General features: G+C 54.9%; 18 protein-coding genes. 4 read left to right on the plus strand and 14 right to left on the minus strand.

Annotated elements, in window-relative coordinates:
• Nucleotides 1–194: 194 nt before the first annotated feature.
• Nucleotides 195–437 carry a hypothetical protein gene (locus B9A24_RS14020; protein WP_084446653.1) on the minus strand — a complete coding sequence of 81 codons (243 nt, stop codon included), beginning with the start codon at nucleotides 435–437 and terminating at the stop codon, nucleotides 195–197.
• Between the two features lie 718 nt (nucleotides 438–1,155).
• Here B9A24_RS14020 and B9A24_RS14030 point away from each other — a divergent pair.
• Nucleotides 1,156–1,455, plus strand: a complete 300-nt coding sequence (locus tag B9A24_RS14030) for a RagB/SusD family nutrient uptake outer membrane protein (protein ID WP_234997289.1) — start codon at nucleotides 1,156–1,158, stop codon at nucleotides 1,453–1,455.
• A gap of 163 nt (nucleotides 1,456–1,618) precedes the next feature.
• Here B9A24_RS14030 and B9A24_RS22105 read toward each other — a convergent pair whose 3' ends face one another.
• A complete protein-coding gene (locus B9A24_RS22105; RefSeq protein ID WP_159452056.1) occupies nucleotides 1,619–1,771 on the minus strand; it encodes a hypothetical protein in 153 nt (50 codons plus the stop codon).
• 424 nt (nucleotides 1,772–2,195) lie between these two features.
• Nucleotides 2,196–3,788, minus strand: a complete 1,593-nt coding sequence (locus B9A24_RS14035; protein ID WP_143434944.1) for a DEAD/DEAH box helicase — start codon at nucleotides 3,786–3,788, stop codon at nucleotides 2,196–2,198.
• 296 nt (nucleotides 3,789–4,084) lie between these two features.
• Between B9A24_RS14035 and B9A24_RS14040 the strand changes: the two genes are divergently transcribed.
• On the plus strand, nucleotides 4,085–5,251 hold the full coding sequence (locus B9A24_RS14040) for a CaiB/BaiF CoA transferase family protein (RefSeq protein WP_234997286.1): 1,167 nt from the start codon (nucleotides 4,085–4,087) through the stop codon (nucleotides 5,249–5,251).
• Between the two features lie 129 nt (nucleotides 5,252–5,380).
• Entirely contained in the window at nucleotides 5,381–6,172 is a 792-nt protein-coding gene (locus B9A24_RS14045; protein ID WP_234997288.1) for a hypothetical protein, read from the plus strand.
• A 129-nt stretch (nucleotides 6,173–6,301) separates the two neighbouring features.
• Here B9A24_RS14045 and trpS read toward each other — a convergent pair whose 3' ends face one another.
• The 8 genes from trpS to B9A24_RS14085 all read right to left on the minus strand — a co-directional run bounded on the left by trpS (nucleotide 6,302) and on the right by B9A24_RS14085 (nucleotide 15,123).
• The gene (gene trpS / locus B9A24_RS14050; protein ID WP_084446657.1) at nucleotides 6,302–7,276 is read right to left on the minus strand and encodes a tryptophan--tRNA ligase; all 975 of its coding nucleotides are present in this window, start codon (nucleotides 7,274–7,276) and stop codon (nucleotides 6,302–6,304) included.
• Between the two features lie 17 nt (nucleotides 7,277–7,293).
• Nucleotides 7,294–7,920: a hypothetical protein gene (locus B9A24_RS14055; protein ID WP_084446658.1), complete on the minus strand. Its 627-nt coding sequence runs from the start codon at nucleotides 7,918–7,920 to the stop codon at nucleotides 7,294–7,296.
• A 13-nt stretch (nucleotides 7,921–7,933) separates the two neighbouring features.
• Complete coding sequence (locus B9A24_RS14060) at nucleotides 7,934–8,680, minus strand: queuosine precursor transporter (protein ID WP_084446659.1); 747 nt, start codon at nucleotides 8,678–8,680, stop codon at nucleotides 7,934–7,936.
• 104 nt (nucleotides 8,681–8,784) lie between these two features.
• The gene (locus B9A24_RS14065; protein WP_084446660.1) at nucleotides 8,785–9,696 is read right to left on the minus strand and encodes a ribonuclease Z; all 912 of its coding nucleotides are present in this window, start codon (nucleotides 9,694–9,696) and stop codon (nucleotides 8,785–8,787) included.
• A gap of 203 nt (nucleotides 9,697–9,899) precedes the next feature.
• Nucleotides 9,900–10,274, minus strand: a complete 375-nt coding sequence (locus B9A24_RS14070; RefSeq protein ID WP_084446661.1) for an STAS domain-containing protein — start codon at nucleotides 10,272–10,274, stop codon at nucleotides 9,900–9,902.
• Nucleotides 10,275–10,509: 235 nt separating this feature from the next.
• Nucleotides 10,510–11,370 (minus strand): DUF4198 domain-containing protein, encoded by an 861-nt coding sequence (locus B9A24_RS14075; protein WP_084446662.1) that lies wholly within the window; start codon nucleotides 11,368–11,370, stop codon nucleotides 10,510–10,512.
• Nucleotides 11,333–13,171: a glycosyltransferase gene (locus B9A24_RS14080; protein ID WP_084446663.1), complete on the minus strand. Its 1,839-nt coding sequence runs from the start codon at nucleotides 13,169–13,171 to the stop codon at nucleotides 11,333–11,335. The genes B9A24_RS14075 and B9A24_RS14080 overlap by 38 nt, the downstream gene beginning before the upstream one ends.
• Before the next feature lie 143 nt (nucleotides 13,172–13,314).
• Nucleotides 13,315–15,123: an alpha-amylase family glycosyl hydrolase gene (locus B9A24_RS14085; protein WP_084446664.1), complete on the minus strand. Its 1,809-nt coding sequence runs from the start codon at nucleotides 15,121–15,123 to the stop codon at nucleotides 13,315–13,317.
• Nucleotides 15,124–15,351: 228 nt separating this feature from the next.
• Between B9A24_RS14085 and B9A24_RS14090 the strand changes: the two genes are divergently transcribed.
• The gene (locus B9A24_RS14090; protein ID WP_084446665.1) at nucleotides 15,352–15,753 is read left to right on the plus strand and encodes a DUF6960 family protein; all 402 of its coding nucleotides are present in this window, start codon (nucleotides 15,352–15,354) and stop codon (nucleotides 15,751–15,753) included.
• Between the two features lie 81 nt (nucleotides 15,754–15,834).
• Here B9A24_RS14090 and B9A24_RS14095 read toward each other — a convergent pair whose 3' ends face one another.
• From B9A24_RS14095 to B9A24_RS14105, 3 genes are all read right to left on the minus strand, one after another.
• Nucleotides 15,835–17,181, minus strand: a complete 1,347-nt coding sequence (locus tag B9A24_RS14095) for a YfcC family protein (RefSeq protein WP_084446666.1) — start codon at nucleotides 17,179–17,181, stop codon at nucleotides 15,835–15,837.
• Nucleotides 17,182–17,285: 104 nt separating this feature from the next.
• Complete coding sequence (locus B9A24_RS14100; RefSeq protein WP_084446667.1) at nucleotides 17,286–18,272, minus strand: 2-hydroxyacid dehydrogenase; 987 nt, start codon at nucleotides 18,270–18,272, stop codon at nucleotides 17,286–17,288.
• Nucleotides 18,273–18,601: 329 nt separating this feature from the next.
• A complete protein-coding gene (locus tag B9A24_RS14105) occupies nucleotides 18,602–18,877 on the minus strand; it encodes a hypothetical protein (RefSeq protein ID WP_084446668.1) in 276 nt (91 codons plus the stop codon).
• Nucleotides 18,878–18,907: the final 30 nt, after the last annotated feature.

The following is an 18,907-nucleotide window of genomic DNA, read 5'->3' on the forward strand; positions in this document are numbered from 1 at the left end:
TGATTCGTTCAGGGGGCTTTTTTGGCTTTAGAACAACCCTTTCAACTGACCGACTTCGGCTGTGATTGGGTAGCGCTTCTGGATATGGAAAGCGCACTCAGCTCCGCTATTTTATAAAAAAGCTTATGGCTGCTTTATGAGGCGGCGGGAGACTTTTTCAGGTGGAATGCGCCGCTAAGGTAGCCTGGCGGGCGCTAGGGGGCGGCTGTTGCGGCCGGCTGCTGGCAGCGCTTGTGCTCCTGCACGTAGAAGGCCATCTCCTGATGATATTGCACCACGTTCCACTTGGGTTGAAGCTGCCGGATGTTGCCCAGAAACGTTTGGGCCAGGGCTGCGTTGGGGCACACGTTTAGCTCGTCGGGGTGGGCATCGGCGTCGTGGGCGGCGATCAGGAAGGTTTCCAGGTTAGTGGTGTCCTCGGCAGCAGGGCCGTGCAACTGGTTGGGAGCCGTCCGTTACTGGGGCGCGAACCGGTTGCCGGCCCGAAAGCGAGCCACCAGAGCAGCCGGTTTGGCGGCTACTGGTTTGGCTTTGTGGGCCAGCCGGGCAAGGGTGACTCCGCTGCTGGCCATATGCACAAGGGAGCCCGCAGATACCTGCATCCACGCGCCCAAAGGAAAATAACTTATAGCAAGCAGTAGTATAAGTTTTTCATGAAAAATGTAAAGGAATAAAAACAGAGATTAATAGCCTGAAAAGGTAATAAAAAGCGCCTGTCACGCTGCTTCTAATTGGTTTTTTTCTGTGATTGATGCAATATTTATTACATAGTTATGTCCTGATCGCTTTATTTCACCATCTCGCCCTCCAGCGTTTCGCCTTACCCATTCGACAACAAGTTTTACCTAATCCTGAACGTAAACGTAGCCGTGGGGGCGATATTGACGGCAACCTCGACGCTAACACTACCTTCCCTAAGCAAATGCTGGTAGACTACGTGCGGTATTATCAGTACAAATAAGCAAAGACAAATGTAGCTTATATACCCTCTGGGCGATTTTTTCGGAATGGCTCGCCGGGTTTACAATCATGAGTTCTACTTGCTCCAGACTGCTCAATTCAAGTTGGCAGTAAGTGTCAGAGCCGGTTCCGTTGCGTTTGTGGTGCGGGCCGGGCTTTTGATTGTAGCACGGCTCCTGCCAAGGTGACCTGAACCTGGCGGAGGCTCGCGCCCGTGTAAATGGCCCAACTTACCCTCAGGCCTTAGCTCTCCTCAACGCCGTTCGCACCCGCTCGGCCGGCACGCCTTATACGCAGGCTACTGTAAATAATATCCTGCTGGAGCGCCGTATTGAGTTCTTGGGCGAGGGTACTCATAACATGGACATCATGCGATTGAACGCGCCTATTCTCGCCATGAGCTCCGTGGGGGCCGTAGCACCATCCGATCCGCTTTACGTGTGGCCAATTCCCTCCGGCGAGCTGCAGGCAAATGCGCTGATGACCCGCAACTAGGAAGGTCGAAGTTATTTCAAAAAAGCCCCCCAGTATTGGACTGGGGGGCTTTTTTCTGGGTATGCTCACCAACAGCCCTCAAAGGTCTTTAGCTTTGGGGTAATAAAAAGCCCCGGCTACTCAGTAAGTGGCCGGGGCTTTTTATTGAAACTGCGCGACTCGCTTAGTGGGCGTGAATGCGCTTGCGTTTTTGGATGCGACGCTGTTGTGCCTGCTTAACCCGGCGATACAGCGCCTCTAGAGGCGTTTCTGCTTGTCGCGTGGTGGTGGCTGCATCATTCAGCTCTTCGACCTTTTTTGATTTGGTAGGCTTCATAAGGGAGGTATTTAAGTACTTATCAACGGTAGAGCCCCCAAGAAGGATACACTTCCCCGTTGAGTTAACAAATGTAAGGCGTTTTTATTCAGGCTTCTACTTGGTGATTTTTAATCATCATTACGCCTGTGTCTTTTCATAGAGGAAGAAATAAGGCTGGCTTAATCAGTGAGGTTGAAAGCGAGCAATAATATGTTAGGGCTTTTACGCCCCCTGTGTAAGTACGCTTGCTAGATAGCTGTAAGCTAGAATTAGGAAGGATGTGGCACTACGGCTGGCTGCTGCCGACACTTGTGCTCCTGTACATACACTGGCCTCACGAACTCATGCGCCAATAGGTTAACATATAGATTTTTAGGCTGTTATGCCACACAAAAAGCCCCCAGCAATGTGCCGGGGGCTTTTTGTGAATGAGCTTTTGGGTTTACTCTCCACCTGACACCGGCGGCGCGGCTTGCGTAGCCTCCGCGCTACCGCCTTCCGGACGCGGGCCGCGACCGTTGCGGTTGCGGCCTCCACGCTTACGGCGCTGCTTACCTTCACCTGCTTCGCCCTCGGGCCGGAGCTCGCGGGGAGTTCGGGCTTGGATACTGGTCTCTGTTGCTTCTCCTTTGGCTCTGGGTGCACGCGGCTCGCGTGTGTCGCCTTCCGGGCGCGGGGCGCGGGGCGGACGCTGGTAAGGCTGAGCCGGTGCGCCGCCTGCGTCAAGCGCGGCTAGCGCTAAGTTGGCCTTGGCAATGCGCTCTTTCTGGGCCGGATCATTCGCATTGGGCGCATCGCGGCGGGGCGGACGGCTGCCGTCACCACTACCTTCGCGGCGCGGGCCACGACCGCCACCATCGCGCGAGCTACCGCCGCCAGCGTGACCATTGCGAGCCGGGCGACCACCAATTTTGCCTCCCAGGCCACTGAAGCGCTTGGGATCAAACTCCGGGGCGGGGCCCAGGCCTAGCTCCTCGGTGATATTTCGTTTTTCCAGCTCACGCTCAATGAGCTTTTCAATTTTAAGAACGCGGTCCTGGTCCTGGTCGGCGATGAACGTGATGGCCGTGCCGGTGGTGGCGGCGCGGGCCGTGCGCCCGATACGGTGGACGTAATCCTCGGCGGCGCGGGGAATATCGTAGTTCACAACGTGCGAAAGGCTATCGATATCAATGCCACGGCTAAGTACGTCGGTGGCCACCAGAATAGGGAATTGCTTGTTTTTGAAGTCGCGCATGAGTTTCTCGCGCTCTTCTTGGGTACGATCCGAGCTGATGCCCTGGGCCACGTAGCCCAGCTTATTAATAGCTCGTACGATGTTGCCCACCGCCGCTTTCTGGGAGGTAAACAGTACCATGCTCTGCACATTCTGGGTTTTGAGAATGTGCTCCAGGATATAGATTTTCTGGCGGTCGAAAGCCATGTAGAGCTGCTGGTCGATGCCGGCGGCGGGCTTGGATACGGCCAGCCGAATTTCTTCGGGCTCGTTGAGAATCTGCTTCGAGAAATCGCGGATTTTGTTGGGCATGGTGGCCGAAAACAGCAGCGTCTGGCGCTTCTTGGGCAACTGCCGCACGATGTTGAGGATATCATCGGAGAAGCCCATGTCCATCATCTTATCAGCCTCGTCCAGCACCAAGTACTTAATCTGATCGAACTTCACGTAGCCCATTTGCAAGTGGGCAATCAGACGGCCGGGCGTGGCCACGATGATGTCGGCCCCGCTGGTAAGGGCGCGCTTCTGCTGCTCCCAGCCTTCGCTTTTGCCCCCGCCATAAATGGCAATACTGCTCGCCTCTACAAAGTAGCCGAAGCCGGTGATCTGCTCATCAATCTGAGTGGCCAGCTCGCGCGTAGGTACCAGAATGAGCGTAGACGTGTGGCCGTGCTTGGCGTGCGAAATCCGGTCGAGGAGGGGTAGGAGATAGGCCGCCGTTTTGCCGGTGCCTGTCTGGGCGCAGGCAATGAGGTCTTTGCCTTCAATAATTTTGGGAATTGCCTGCTCCTGAATAGGCGTGGCATTCAGATAATTCATGGCATCCACGCCGGCCAGTAAGTCGTCGTGGAGATTAAACTCGGTAAATTTCAAGGTACAGCTAAGTGAAGTGAAAAAATAGCTGACCTTGGTTTCTGGTCAGCGAACCGCTTGATTTAGTGCAAAGATACGCCATTTTGAAGCGCTGCCATTGCTGAGGCCAAACTGCTATTAGTAGTATTTCTCACCGAGTTACGCGGAGGTTCGCAGAGTGCTGATGATTGAACACTTCGAACCTCCGCGTAACTCGGTGGGAAATATTGTTTGCGTTTATTTTTTACAACTCTGCCCAAATAATGTCCCTTCCCCCAGAAAAAGCCCCCCAGCCCTTCGCTGGCCTGTTCGTTCTCGAGCTTGCTTCGGTTCTGGCAGGCCCGCAGGTGGGCCAGTTCTTCGCCGAGCTGGGCGCAACCGTGTTGAAAATAGAAGCCCCGGCTGGCGACGTGACCCGTACCTGGAAGACGCCTGCCGAAACTTCGGACACGGATATCTCAGCCTATTTCGCCGCGTCCAATTGGGGCAAACAATCCGTGGTGCTAGATCTGACTACGCCGCCCGGCCGGGCCAGCATTCGCCGCCTGGCCGCCCGCGCTGATATCGTGCTGGCCAGCTACAAGCCCGGCGATGCCGAGAAGCTGGGGGCCGACTTCGCCACGCTGTCGGCCGACAATCCGCGTCTTATTTACGGTCATCTTACTGGCTACGGCCCTGACACCAACCGGGCTGGCTACGACGCCGTGCTCCAGGCCGAAACCGGCTTTATGCACCTCAACGGTCCGCCCGGCACTGAGCCGCTGAAAATGCCCGTAGCCTTGATGGACTTACTGGCTGCCCACCAGCTGAAGGAAGGATTGCTCACGGCCCTCTATCAACGGGCGCATACCGGCCGCGGCGTACTAGTGCAGGTGTCTTTGCTCGATAGTGCCTTGGCATCCCTGGCCAATCAAGCCGCGACCTGGCTCGTAACCGGCCACGACCCGCGGCCGTTAGGCTCGGGCCACCCCAGCATCGTGCCCTATGGTACCGTGTACCGGGCCGCCGACGGCCGCCATCTGGTGTTAGCCGTCGGTAGTGACCGACAGTTTGAGTTGTTGTGCGCGGCACTAGCCCGGCCGGAGTGGGCTTCCGATCCGCGCTTTCACACGAACGCCATGCGCGTAACCCACCGAGCCGGGCTGGAGGCGCTATTGACCCATCGCATAGGCGAGGTGAATGGCGAAAAACTGCTCCAGACCCTGGAGAGTCGGGCCGTGCCCGCCGGGGCCGTGCGCACCGTAAGCGAAGCCCTGACAAGTGAGTCGGCGGAGCGAATGATTTTGCCCCCCACACCCGATTTTCCGCATGCCGGCCTGCGCACGGTCGCTTTTCAAAGCAACACCTGGAAGCCAGTGCCTGCGCTGACGGGGCCGTCGCATCTGGCTCAGCATCAGGCAGAAAATGGGCTTCCTGCTCTGATTGGCTAGGATGATGGCACTAGGGCAGCAATACACTGTGCAGCTTCCGCGGGTTAACTTACCGGCCTGAGGCGCGTAATTTTCTATGTGTGACTCTTTTTACTGGTCCTGTGGACCGGCATTTGCTCTCCTGTTATTATGGCGAAAAGAACCTCGAAAAAACCAGTTTCTGATCCTAAAGCGGCGGCTGAAGCGGTTCAGGTGCATAAAAAGGCAATGGCCGCCGCCGAAGTCGTTACGGCTGAAGAAGCGACTGAGCGCCTGGCGCTTATTTCGGACGGCCTGAAGCAGAAAGCCACGGCAAAGCAGGCCATCTTTCGCAATACCAGTGCCGCCTTCGATTTGCTGCGCCAGGTATCCTTGGAGTTGACGCTGGAGCTGAGCAAACGCATTACCGCCGTCGATTCCACGGTCATTATTGAGTACCGGCCGATCAACGAAATGGAGTTTCACATCCGGTTCTCCGGCGATTTGCTCATGTTCGTGATGCACTCCAATATCATCACCTTTCCCGACGATTACGGTCCTATGCCAACCAAATATGTGGAGGAGGATTTTCGTCGCCGTTTTTTCGGCCATATTATGGCCTATAATTTTATGGCTGACAGCATCAAATATCAGCGCCTCAACGACCCCGGTTATTTGGTAGGCCGGCTCCTCATTAATATTGATAATCACTACTTTATTGAGGGCGTGAAGGAGCTTGAGCTACCGGACATAAATATGGCTGATAATCTGCTCACCTCCGACGCACTGAAGATGTTCGTGGAAAGCGCAATGATTGCCGCTGTGAATAACGATTTGATAGCTCCGCCCCTGCAAGAAATTCAGAAAATTACGGTGAAGCAGAAAGTTGAAAATCAGCAGGTAAGCCGCGGTAGCAAATTGGGTTTCAGCTTCTACAACGGACAGCATCATCAGCCCGAATAAGCTAAACGAGGCGGTTTATGGCCTTAGGTATTGTAGTAAAAACCCCCCCGGCACTAGTGACGGGGGGCTTTTTAGTTGAGCGAATTGACTATTAAATCTTCTGATTCCGTGGAACCCGAAAATCATGTATTAAACAGAATACCCTATTTTTTCGCGTACCCGATTCAATACTTCACGGCCGTAGGCCTGCGCTTTGCGGGCACCTTCGGCCAAACGAGCATCAAGCTCGGGTAGGTTTTGCATATAGAAAATAAACTGCTCGCGCTCCGTCGCAAAATGCTGCATGATTAGCTCGAATAATGCCTGTTTGGCATGGCCATAACCGTAGCCGCCAGCCACGTATTTCGCGCGCATTTGTTCGGTGTCAGTGGGCGTAGCAAGCAGCGAAAAAAGCTTAAAAATAGTGTCGTTTTCCGGGTCTTTCGGATCGTCGAGGCCACGGCTATCCGTCACGATAGTTTTGATGGTTTTGAGCAGGTCTTTTTCGGGAGCAAATATGTCGATGATGTTGCCATAGCTCTTGCTCATCTTCTGGCCATCGGTGCCCGGAATGGTCATCAATTGCTGATCGACGCGAGCCTGGGGTAGCACCAGCGTTTCGCCGTAGCGGCTGTTGAAGGCGGCGGCAATATCGCGCGCTATTTCCAGGTGCTGAATCTGGTCTTTTCCAACGGGCACGACGTCGGCGTCATACAGCAAAATATCTGCCGCCATGAGCACGGGGTACGTAAACAAGCCCGCGTTTACGTCCGCGAGCCTATCCGATTTATCCTTGAACGAGTGCGCGTTAGTCAGCATCGGGTAAGGCGTAAAGCAGCTCAGATACCACGTCAATTCCGTCACTTGGGGCACGTCGGACTGGCGGTAAAACAGGTTTTTTTCGGTGTCGAAGCCACACGCCAGCCAGGCCGCCGCTACGGCATACGTATTTTGCCGCAGTACCTGCGCGTCGCGCACTGTAGTAAGCGAGTGTAGATCAGCAATAAAATACAGCGAGTCGTTCTGAGCGCTTTTCGACAGCTCGATGGCGGGCAAAATGGCCCCCAGTAAGTTGCCGAGGTGCGGGCGGCCGGTGCTTTGGATGCCGGTGAGGATGCGGGACATGAAGAGAGACTTGTTAGTTATTGTTTCCGCTCCGGTGCGTCCGAAGGAAGAAATGGTGAATTATTATTAAGCGCGTGTATAGCCGATGGTAAATTATAAAAGGTAATCTTTCCTTTATCTAACATCTGAATTAAGTCAGGACTCATTGTTAAAAAAGGTCGTACTTGTTCACGAAACAGTGATTTATTAAAATAATTATACACAAGGTTAAAAGCGGAACTAGAAGGATCGCTTAATAAATAAACAGCAATAGGATATCGATAAAGGAAAAGCCAATTCGCACCAGTATTTATAAAGTGATCATAGCGCATTAATACAATCTGACCACTGTCAAGACGCTCTACGAAAGCTGCTTTCACATCAATAGAATGCGAATTTTCTGAGAGATGGAAATCTTTGGCTACTATATAATGACGGCTACCAATACGAAAGTTGTGAACCTGATTAGGCTTTAGCCTAAACGCATTGCCTTCCGGTGATTTAACGCGAAGCTTCTTCTCGCTTCGCAACTTAAGTTGGCCATACTGGCGCTCATTCCGATTCTCTATCAAAACGTAAGAGCCAACTTCAAATTTCTTTGAAAACTGCGCCAACGCTATTTTCGATAACAGCAGATTGGCAAGTAGGAGAAGAAATAAGCGCATCGGTGAATAATCATTACACACTCACATCGGCCGCCGCTTCCTGTTGTAACTCCACGGTTTCTTCGCGGCCGAGGTAGCGGTCAATGAGAAAATGGGCTAAATAAATAATCGGCGTAAGCAGAATAGCCGCCGCGAATTTATACCAGTAGTTCGTGTTGGCTACGCTGAGTACTTGATCAAAAGACCAGTTGCCAAATAAATAGAAGGCCACGTACAATACCACGAAGCTGTCCACGAGCTGCGACACAAGCGTGGAGCCGGTGGCGCGCAGCCACACGTAGCGCCCGCCCGTGAGCCGCCGAATCATCTGAAACACCGTCGCGTCGAGCACCTGCCCAATCAAAAAGGCGGTGATGGAGCCGGCGATAATGCCCAGGCCCTGGCGGAAGATGCTGCGGTAGGCAAAGTCAACGTTGAAGGGCCGGCCCTCCGCGTCAAGCTTGTTCACGTCGAGCCAGAAGGCGGCGGGGGGCAAATGCGTGGTGGCGAGAATGACGACGAACGAGTACAGGATCAGGCCTACGGTGAGGTAGCTAATGCGCAAAACGCCGGCCTTGCCGAAGTACTCGTTGATAATATCCGTCGTGACGAATACCACGGGCCAGATCAGCACCCCAGCCGTTAGGTTGCCCGGCAGCCCCAGCAGAGCATCGACCGAAAAAATCTTGACTCCGATAATTTCCGCCAGCAACGCATTCACCACGAAAATGCCACTGAGCACAAGGTAGAGTTGCTGTTTTTTGCGTGCGAAAGGTGTCATAAGTCGTAGGAACGCGCCACGGCGCGTTAATCGTTGTGTGGTTGAAAAATGACTCCGAAGCAAAGCTATTAGGACGCGACGGCCGAACGCGCCGTAGCGCGTTCCTACAAACTCACGATTTTGCCTTCAGTCGCCAGCTCTACCCACTCGAAGACAGCTTTTGCCTCATCCAATAAAGGCTCCAGCTCGCGGTAGCGGGAGGAGAAGTGACCAATGAGCAGGCGGTGAGCGTTGGCCCGGCGCGCCAGATGCGCCGCTTGCCGCGCCGTAGAATGATGCGTAAGCGTAGCCCGCTCGCGCATATCATCCAGAAAAGTCGCCTCGTGATACAGCAGATCAACATCGCGCACCAAATCGGCCAGGGCAGGGGTGTAAAGCGTATCGGCGCAGTAAGCGTAGCTGCGCGACGGCGAGGGGTCAGTCGTTACATCAGCGTTGGCAACCAGTACGTTATCGGCATCATCAAGAATGTCTTCGCCCTGTGCCAAGCGGCTGAGCTGGGCCGGCGTGAGGTCGCTTGGAAGGCGGGTTTTATCGAGGTGGCGGCGCTTGGGGTGCTCCCGAAACAAGTAGCCACAGCACGGAATCCGGTGCCGCATGGGCAGGCTATGCACGGTTAGGTACTTATCCTCATACACCAGGGCATGCTGCGTGGTGTCGACGGGAGTAAAGGTCAACTCAAACGAAAGCTGGGTGTGCGAGTAGCGAAACTGCGTGGTAAGAATATCGTCGAGGCCGGCAGGACCAAAGAGCAGCAGCGGCTCGGTGCGACCGTGCAGATGCATGGTGGAGAGCAGCCCAAACAGCCCGAAGAAGTGGTCGCCGTGAAGGTGGGAAATAAAGATGGCCCCCAGTCGCTGGTGGCGCACCTTGTACTCCATCAGGCGCCGCTGTGTGCCTTCGCCGCAATCAATTAGGTAGGAGTTCGCGTCGACGGAGAGTACCTGGGCCGTGTGGTGCCGGTTGAGAAAAGGCGTGGCCGAGGCGCTACCCAGGATTTTTAGCTCAAACTCCATGTAGAGAGGGAAATGGATGAATGAGTAAATGAGCGAATGAGTGAATGGATGGTCGTTCTGTAATTGTGTAAGAATACTCACTCACTCACTCGTTCATTTGCTCATTCGCTCATTCACCCATCGGGCCATAAAAAAAAGTTGGTCGCCCACTATCAGCTTTAGCAAACTGACAACAGACAACCAACAGCCGATAACTAAAGAACCTATTCTTTGCTGGTCAGGTCGCGCTCGATAGCGTGCAGAAATACGCGGTCAATCCCTTCTTCAACGGTAGGCAGAATATGCAGCACTGACTCAAGCTTGCTAATGGTGATGAGCTTCATTACGTGGTCTTGCAGGCCAGTAAGCACCAGCAAGCCGCCGGTAGAATTGCACAAACGGTTGGCAATCAGGATAGAGCTAAGACCGGAAGAATCAGTATACTTCACATTGCCCAAATCCAGAATTAGGTTATTGATACCTTCCGCGTTCAGCTTGACAAACTCCGATTTTAGGTCCGGGGCCACCGTGGTGTCCAGCTTCTTCTCATCAATGGTGATGATGGTGTAAGTTTCCTTTTTATCGATGGAGTACTTCATACGGACGTTAGGGACGGGTTAATGGGAATTGCGAAGGTAACAAAAATTCAGTTCGCGTGAAACCGACGAGTCCCGGATAAGGAACACTCGCACAGCGACAAAAATAAGACAAGAGAATGAATTAATTGGGCCTGGTTAAGCGGAATAAGTACCCAATTTTAACATTTTCACTATTGAAAACGGATCCTAAACTAGGAAAAATACTGATTAAATTTAAGTACTAATCCCAGTATTTTTAAAAGCCTCTCTGGGGGGCAAATCCAAAGGTGAATGTAGCCCAGGTGCTTTGCCAATCAGCCGTCTTGCGGTCGGTTGCGGGCACCATGCACACAGTGCTTACCATATAGCTGCCTGGTGCTGACAATTGAAACAGCACCCGACCACTTTGGTTGGTGTATAATTTGGTTCGGCGGGTAATTGTTTGGCCGGGGGCTCCGCGCTGCCATACCTGCACCAGGGCTCGGGGCAGCGGCTTGCCCTCGTACAGTACGCGCACAGTGAGGGCCGCACCAGCTTTTAGCGCGTAGGGATTTTGTTCTGGAATTAACTCCAGCGGCTGTCTGGTAGGGCGGGCAAACGTACTGTCGCGGGTGGTGACTGACCCGGCCAGCAGCAGCGTTTTGGCACAACGCCGGTAGGCTTCACGGCCGGGCTTGTTGGTTTCGCCCCGCTGGCGGCGCAAGGCTAAAACGTTCTCAAGGCCGTCTTCCTGTAGGTAAGCAGTGAATTTTTCGCCCGTCAATTCAATGAACGCATTCGTAGTAGTAAGCGCTACTAATTGCAGGCCCGGCTTTGGAAAAGCAATAGTAGTTTGCAGCGTATCGGTGCGGGTAGCAGCGGCGGTAAGGTCGGTCGAATCGGTGGCGGTATACTGCACCAGGCGCGTGAGGCGGGCACTTTTGCCGGCCCATCGCTCTCCTTTAAAATCCTCCCCCACAAAAACGTGGAGATTCTGGCTGCTGCCCGCCGCTACGAAAAAGCGCGGGGGCAACAGCCAGAACTCATGGGCCAGCGCCGTGCCGGCAACTATGAGCAGCAGGAGCAGCGGACGTAGAAGGTTACTTCCGTTCCAACGCCAACGAATAGGCCCGATCATAATATTGACGCAGGTTTTTCCAGTCAAATAACTCAGAAGAGCTTTCCACTTTATTGCGCTGCATAATTCGCTCGCGCCGATTGAGAAGCACGAAATTCCAGAGCATGTTGGTGAGCTCTTCGGCGGCTTCGTCGAAGCTCTTTTCCTGGCGCTGCACCACATAAATGCCTTTGTCTTCGTGATTGGGTACGTTCTGCATCACGTAGTCGCCAAAGCCGGATAAGTCGCTGGTAATAGCTGGTACGCCGCGGGCCACGCACTCCAGCGGCGTATAGCCCCAGGGCTCATAATAGGAAGGGAAAATGCCCAGGTGGCAGCCGCGTACAAATTGGCCGTATTCCATGCCAAACAAAGGCGACGTAGGCGAAACAAAATCGGGATGATACACGATTTTTACGCGGTCGTGCTGGTTATTAATCAGGTTGGAGCGCCGCAGAAAATTCAGAATATCATCCTTCGCGTCATCGATTAAGTTGTGGGTGATGACTGAAGGTAGTTGCGTCGTTTTCCAGCTTTGCAGGGTGCGGCGGTAGCGCAGACGCCAATAGTCATCCACCATATCCGAGAGGTTGGGTAGGCGATGATCAGTGCTGGCGGCGGCAGCGTATACGAGTCGCTCACCTACCTGCCGCTCAATGGCCGCGCAGGTTTCGCGCACCTCATCCAGCACCGCCCGGCTTTGGAGCACCAATGGGTTGATGCTGGTAAAGGGGCGCTTCGTGATGAAGAACATGACTACCTGCCCTTCCATACCGCTTTGCTGCAAGCGGTAATTCAGGCGGGCTAAGGCCTCCAGCGTTATATCAAAGCCCTTGTTATGATACTCATAGCGCCCCGAGGTAAACATGTACAGCGTGTTATCCAGATCGAAAGCGTAGCTCTGGAAAAAGTGCGCCATCACAAAGTCATGAATTTTGGCCTTGTACTGCTGGTGCAGATTCTGGAACTCGTGCAGGGCCACGAAGCGCTCAATATTGAGGCCGTTGGGCAGCACCGCGTCCGGAATTCTATCCAGTAAATAAATGCACTCGCGCACCGTCAGCTCGCTCACGGTGGTGAACACATGAGAGCCGTGGGCGGCAGCGCGCTCCACTCGTACGGCCGTTTCGATGTTGAAATTGCGCGATTCTGCCTCCCAATCGACCTGCATGAGGTGATCGTAGAAGTTGGGGTCGTTCATGGCCAAGTAGCGGCCCAGCAACGTAGCGTGCGTGGTAAACACAATGTGAACCGGCACCTGCTCGCGGCGTAACACCGGAATAGCCACGCCCGTCATCCACTCGTGGAAATGCGCTACTATACGTTGAGGCGGCACCACTTCGGCGGTCAGAATTTGCAGAAAAATAGTAGCCAGATGCCCAAAGGCTTCTACCTGATGCAAGAGGTCATCGTGGTCGGGCGTGGGGATGCCGTGGTGCTGCCAGAGGTCGGCTTTAATACTGCCCAGGCGGTCGTAGACCTGAAAGGGATTGATTAGTACCACCCGCGGCCGGCCGGTTATGAGCCAGGTGCCGTACTGTATGTCGTAGCCCAGCAGGCGCATTTGGCGCACGGCCCCGGCGAAAGGATCGGTCAGAAGCGTTAGCTCATGATCCTCCATGGGCTCAAACTCGCCCTGAGCCTGCTGGGGAAAATAAGGTCCTAATAGGCAATACCGGTCGCCCCAACCCTGCACCGTGGCCGGTACTTTGGAGCGGATAACGGTATAAATGCCCCCCACCTGATTACAGACTTCCCAGGCGACTTCAACGAGCAGAGCATCGGGGGCAATGATTTCGGGGGCAGAGGCGGGTGGCTGCATATACGCAAGGTTTTAGGAGGTCGTAGCTCTGGCAAGATAAACGTGCTCACGGATTTTCCGCAGGCTGGCACGTAGCAAAACGCGGAAGAGCGCAGAACTCGCTACTTGCTCTGCGCTCTTCTCTAAGATTCGATTTACGACTTTTACTGCGAGATAATCAAGACCGAGTATGGTGCCAGCCCAAAACAGGCGTGAAATGGTAACTCATCATACTCGCCTTCCTCCGCTTCGGCTCCGAAACTTTCGAAGTTGCCAAACTCTTGATCGTAGCCAGCCCAGTCGCTATTAAACCGCACCTGCCACTGGCCAGCCGTAGGCAGCCCGATGCAATACCCGTCTTGCGTGGTATCGGCGAAGTTGGCCAGGATGATGGTTTCATCGCCGGGGCCACCTTGGTCCCAGCGGCGGAAGGCGATAGTCTTGGCCTCGTTATTAATATGAAAAACCTCCGTGTGCTGGCCGGAAAGGCCGCGTGTGGTGCCCGAAAAGTTGCGGCGCAGGGCAATCAGGTCGCGGTAAAGGTGAATCAGACCGCTGTGTTTTTCGGCGTGGCTCCAGTCCAGGGGTTGGTCGTCGGAGAAAAAGCCATCGGCCAGCATAGCCTGGCCCTGAAACAGCATCGGAACGCCAGGGGACGTGAGCACCAGCGCCGCACCCAGGGTAGCACGCTTTTTCGGGTACCAGTTATTCGCCGCGCTGGGCATAATTTCCTCCGGCACCCGCGATTTTCCGTTGGCTACCTCGTCGTGCGACTCGGTGTAAATAACCCGCTGGAAGGCGTCGCCATTGTAGGTCTGAGCGATGGCGCCGGCGACGGCCTGCATGTCGCGGTCGGCGTCGTGTTGGGTCGTCAGGGCTTCGCGAATGGGATACACGAAGGCCGCATCCCACTGCGTAGAAAATCCCTGTCCGTCCTGATCGGTGGGGCGCGTGATGTACTCGTTGCCCAATAAATCCTCGGCAATCGTGATTTTCCAGGGCATACGCGCCTGAATCTCCTCGTTGATCCAGCACATCAGGTCCCAGCCTTCGGGCAAATTGGTGGAGGGGTCGGTGCTGCCGTGCACGTTGCGAATGTGGGAAATGGAGTCGGCCCGCAGGCCATCGACCCGAAACTCTTCTAGCCACATCAGGGCATTGTCGCGGATGTACTGGCGCACCTGGGGGCGGCCGTAGTCGGGGCGGTTGTGGCCCCAGGGCGTTTCGGCCCGCCAGTCGTTGTAGAAATAAATGCCGCCGCCATCGTTTTCCTGCCAGCCATCAAACTGCCACAGGTCAAGGTCGCCGGGACCAAAGTGGTTGTAGACTACGTCCAGAATAATAGCTATGCCGTGTTTGTGAGCCTCTTTTACCAGCTGCTTAAAAGCGTGGGCCCCACCGTAATCGGTTTCGATAGCAAAAGGGTGGGAGGGATTATAACCCCAGCTGCGGCTGCCCGGAAATTCCGTGGGGGGCATTATTTCGAGGGCATTGATGCCTAATTGCCGCAAATAATCCAGCTTCTCGATAACGTCGTGAAAAGTGCCCGGCTTGTCAGGATCGGGAGCGTTGAAGGTGCCCACATGTATCTCATAAATGACGAGCGTGTTCCAAGGGGGCATTTCAAAATGGTCGTCCTCCCACTCAAAATCGTGGTTTGGTACCACGGAATTGCCGGCCGAGTGCGTGACTTCGCGGGCGTACGGGTCATTTTTACTTAGTTCCTGGCCGTTGTAGCAGATTAAGAACCGGTACTCGTCGCCGGGTTTGGCACCAGCTATATCAGCGGCCCAATAGCCGTCGGCCTCGGGTTGGAGCGGGTTGCTTTTACCGGCCCAGTCGTTGAAAGTGCCTATTACGTTGACTTCTTCGGCGTGGGGCGCCCATACGCGAAAAATAGTGCCGGCAAGGTGCGGAATAGCGCCCATACCCGGCTGGAGGGTAGAAGCGGAAGGGGTGGGGTGAGAAGGCATTTAGGTGGGTAGTAAAACACGGAGCCGTCGCTACAAGAACTGGACGGTAGACGGTGTTTAACTGCCGAGGTCGTTGTTTGGTTGTCGGGTGGTGGCTGGGAAAAGTGCGAACACGAGACGTTGGCCGGTAATAAATTGCGGGCGCTTCGTGTTTAAATTTGCCCCCCAGCCTCGCCCAACCTATCAGGCGGCGGCTGGTTGTTGAATTCTCATATCTATCTCGCTTTCATGGCTCGACCCAAACCTGTTCGTTACGGCCTATACCCCTGGACTCCCGATTATGGCCTTCGCTACATCCATCCGGCCAACCGCCGCACCTTTGAGTGGCTAGAGCCGATTGGTAAATTATTTGAGAAAATTGATGAAACCGAGGATTGGATTCTGATTCGTTACGACGAGCAGCAGTTTAAAGTGAGTAGTGAACTATTCACGGAGTTGAGCGAGAAACCCGTGTTTAGCTTCGGCGATTTAGTGGAAGAAATAAACCCCGAGCCGGGTCGGGCACCGCACCGCGGCCTCATCTCTGACGTATACTGGGACGAAAGCCGCGACCGGCCCCGATTCCAAATCGTGGAGAAAAAGCGCAAAATAAAGCGGGTGTTTGAGCCCGAAGAGTTGCGCAGCGTGTAACGGTCATTTCCTTCTGCGTTAGAAATTCTAACGGAAAAAGCCCCCCGGATAGCTATCCGGGGGGCTTTTTCCGTGAATAACCTATTGCAAACCGACTGCAATACCGATGACCACAGCCAGTGCGCCCAATACCAGCAGCCCCAGATATAAAGGCAGCGCAAATTTCCACCACGCATCAAACCGTACCCCGCAGGCCGCCACAATGGCCATCAGCGCGCCGTTGGTGGGCGTAATCAGCTCGCAGAGGCCAGCGCCGTATTGGTAGGCCAGCACCGTGACCTGCCGCGACAAGCCCAGCAAATCGGAGAGGGGCGTGAGTATGGGCATGGTGAGCACCGCCTGCCCGCTTACGCTGGGCACGGGCAAATGCAACGTCGTATGAACTGCCATCATACCCAGGGCCGACAGCGTAACTGGCAGCCCCGCCAGCGGCGCAGACAGGCCCTGCACGATAGTGTCCACGATCTGGCCCTGCTCCAGCACCACAAAAATGGCGCGGGCAAAGCCGATAAGCAGCGCCGAAAATGCTAAGTCGCGGAAGCCGGCAATGAAGCTTTCCGCTGTGCCCGTAAGGCCGAGCCCGCCTACTAAGCCGGCGGCCACGCCCAGTACGAAAAACAGCGCGCCCATCTGCTCAAATTCCCAACCCAGATTGAGCACACCGTAGGTAAACGCGGCAAACGTGAGCAGCAGCAACAGCAGCACCAGCCCGTGACGGCCCGCGCCGCCCGCCGCTTCGGTTTCCGCTTCTGCTGTTTCGGGGGCTATGCGGTGGCGGGCAGCGTAGCGCATGGTGCCGCCAATCCAGAGGGCCAGGGCGGCGGCAAGGAAAATCAGCCGAAATCCGGCACCGGAAAGCAGCGGTAATTGGGCAAGCTTTTGGGCAATACCTACTTGGAAAGGGTTAATCGGGCTGAATGCTGCCCCTACGGCGGCGGCCCCCAGACTCACCGCCGCGGCCGTAAGAACCGGGTAGCCCAGGCGGCGCATAAGAACCAGCAATACGGGCACCAGCGGAATGATTTCTTCCTGCATATTCTCCAGCGCGCCCATCGTGGCGAAGAGTAGAGAAATAAGTGGAATAACAAGTGCCTCCCGCCCCCGAAAGCGGGCCAACAGCCAATCGACACCTCGCCGCAGGGCTCCGGTATAGTCTACTACCGTAAAAGCCCCACCCGTCAGAAAGACGAAGAAGATGACGCTGGCCGCTTCCTGCAAACCCCGTGGGATGCTGACAACAGCCTCCAGGGGACTTACCGGCGAAGGCGCTACCCGATGATAGGAGCCTGGAACAACGACTTCGCGGCCGGTGGCCGCATCGGTGCGGCGCTCAAATATGCCGGCGGGCAGCACGTAGCTTAGCAGCGTGGCCAGCACGATAAACCCAACCAGCAGAACCAGCGGGTGCGGAAAGCGAAAGGTATTCATGACGTGGAATAAGGAATGCTGAACTGTAAGCAAACATCCACGAAAAATCCGATTCCCTGCTAGGGTATCCTAAATCTACGTCGGCCTGAGATGAATTATGCCGACTAAAGTTCGGTAGTGGAAGGCTGACCGCTTTCCCAGCAGGTGAGCGAATTGATGGTCGCGTCGGCGATATTAGTCAGGGCTTCGCGGGTCAGAAATGCCTGGTGGCCAGTGATGAGCACGTTGGGCTGAGCCAATAGCTGAGCAAAGGTTTCGTCGTGGGGGGCGTCGCGGGTACGGTCGTTGAAAAACAAGCCTTTTTCGTGCTCATACACGTCGAGGCCAAGGTAGCCGAGCTGCCCGCTTTGCATGGCCGCCAGCGCATCCTGGGTGTTCAGTACGCCGCCCCGACCAGTGTTAATCAACATCACCCCAGGCTTCATCTGGGCCAGTAGTTCCTGGTTAATTAAGTAATGCGTGTGCCCATTGAGCGGGGTATGGAGGGTGATGACATCGGCGCGGGCACACAGGTCCTCCAGCGTCGTGTAAGTCAGGCCCAACTCGGTGCTTAGCATAACATCGGGGGCCACATCATACCCTAGCAGCTGGCAGCCGAAACCGTGCATAATGCGAGCCACTACCCCGCCGATACGTCCGCAACCGATGATGCCCACGGTTTTGCCGTGCAGATCAAACCCAATCAGATTGTCCAGCCGGAAGTCATTGGCCCGCAGCTGCTGATCAGCCAGATGCAGGCGACGGTTCAAAGCTAAAATAAGCGCTACGGTGTGCTCACCAATAGCGTAGGGCGAATAGATGGGCACGTTGGCCACGCGTATACCTAAGCGGTGGGCGGCGGCCAGGTCCACATTATCGTAGCCCGCAGCCCGGGCGGCCACGTAGCGTACACCGGCCGCGTGTAGCTGCTCCAGTACCGGGGCCGACGCGTCGTCGTTGGTGAAAACGGCTACGGCCTGGCTGCCCTGGGCTTGTTTTGCTGTTTCAAGGCTCAGCGGCGCATCAAGGAAGCGTAGCTCGTGCTGCCCCTGTGCGGACTGGGTCAGATAGTCTTGCTCGAAAGCGTGGGCGCTGAATACGGTAACGTGCATACAAGAAGGAAAGGGGGAATGCTGGTAAAGGGCTGATTACCTGCTGAACTATTGCGCCGCAGTCAGCAAGGACAAAGCTAGGCTGACGCTTAGGGCAATACTCTGAGATGAACCAAGTGAAGAGCTGACTTTACGCAGCAAACCTGAGTTGTTTTCAGGCCGCCAAAAGGCTGTAGAGACGCGTATTCGCGTCTAATCGTTGAACCGAAGGTCAGCACAGCTAACGACTGGAACCGTACCATTCCGTTCACCTAAACACCGACCGCGACGATTAGACGCGAATACGCGTCTCTACACACTAACTCCAACAGCTTCTAAGAGAAGATTGCCTAGGCCGCCGCGATGTCGTGGTGTTCATCTATGGCCTTATCCATAGCTTCCCGGAAAGTATATAAGAGCTTATTGCGCTCAGCATCAGGCATACTTTCAAGTGCCTGTTCAAAAGTAGTTCGGTACACATGCACCATAAACTCCGGGCCATGGCTGGCCAAAAATCCGTCGTGGATGCTTTTAAACACTACCTTCTCAGCTGAAGAGATAGAAAGCGAAAGCGCCAACCATTGCTTGGCATTATTGGCTAAGCTGAGGCGTAAATCTTCATTCATAAGTGAACTGGAAAAAAGGAGAACAGAAAG

This window comes from Hymenobacter roseosalivarius DSM 11622 (genome assembly GCF_900176135.1).
Classification (GTDB): Bacteria; Bacteroidota; Bacteroidia; order Cytophagales; family Hymenobacteraceae; genus Hymenobacter; species Hymenobacter roseosalivarius.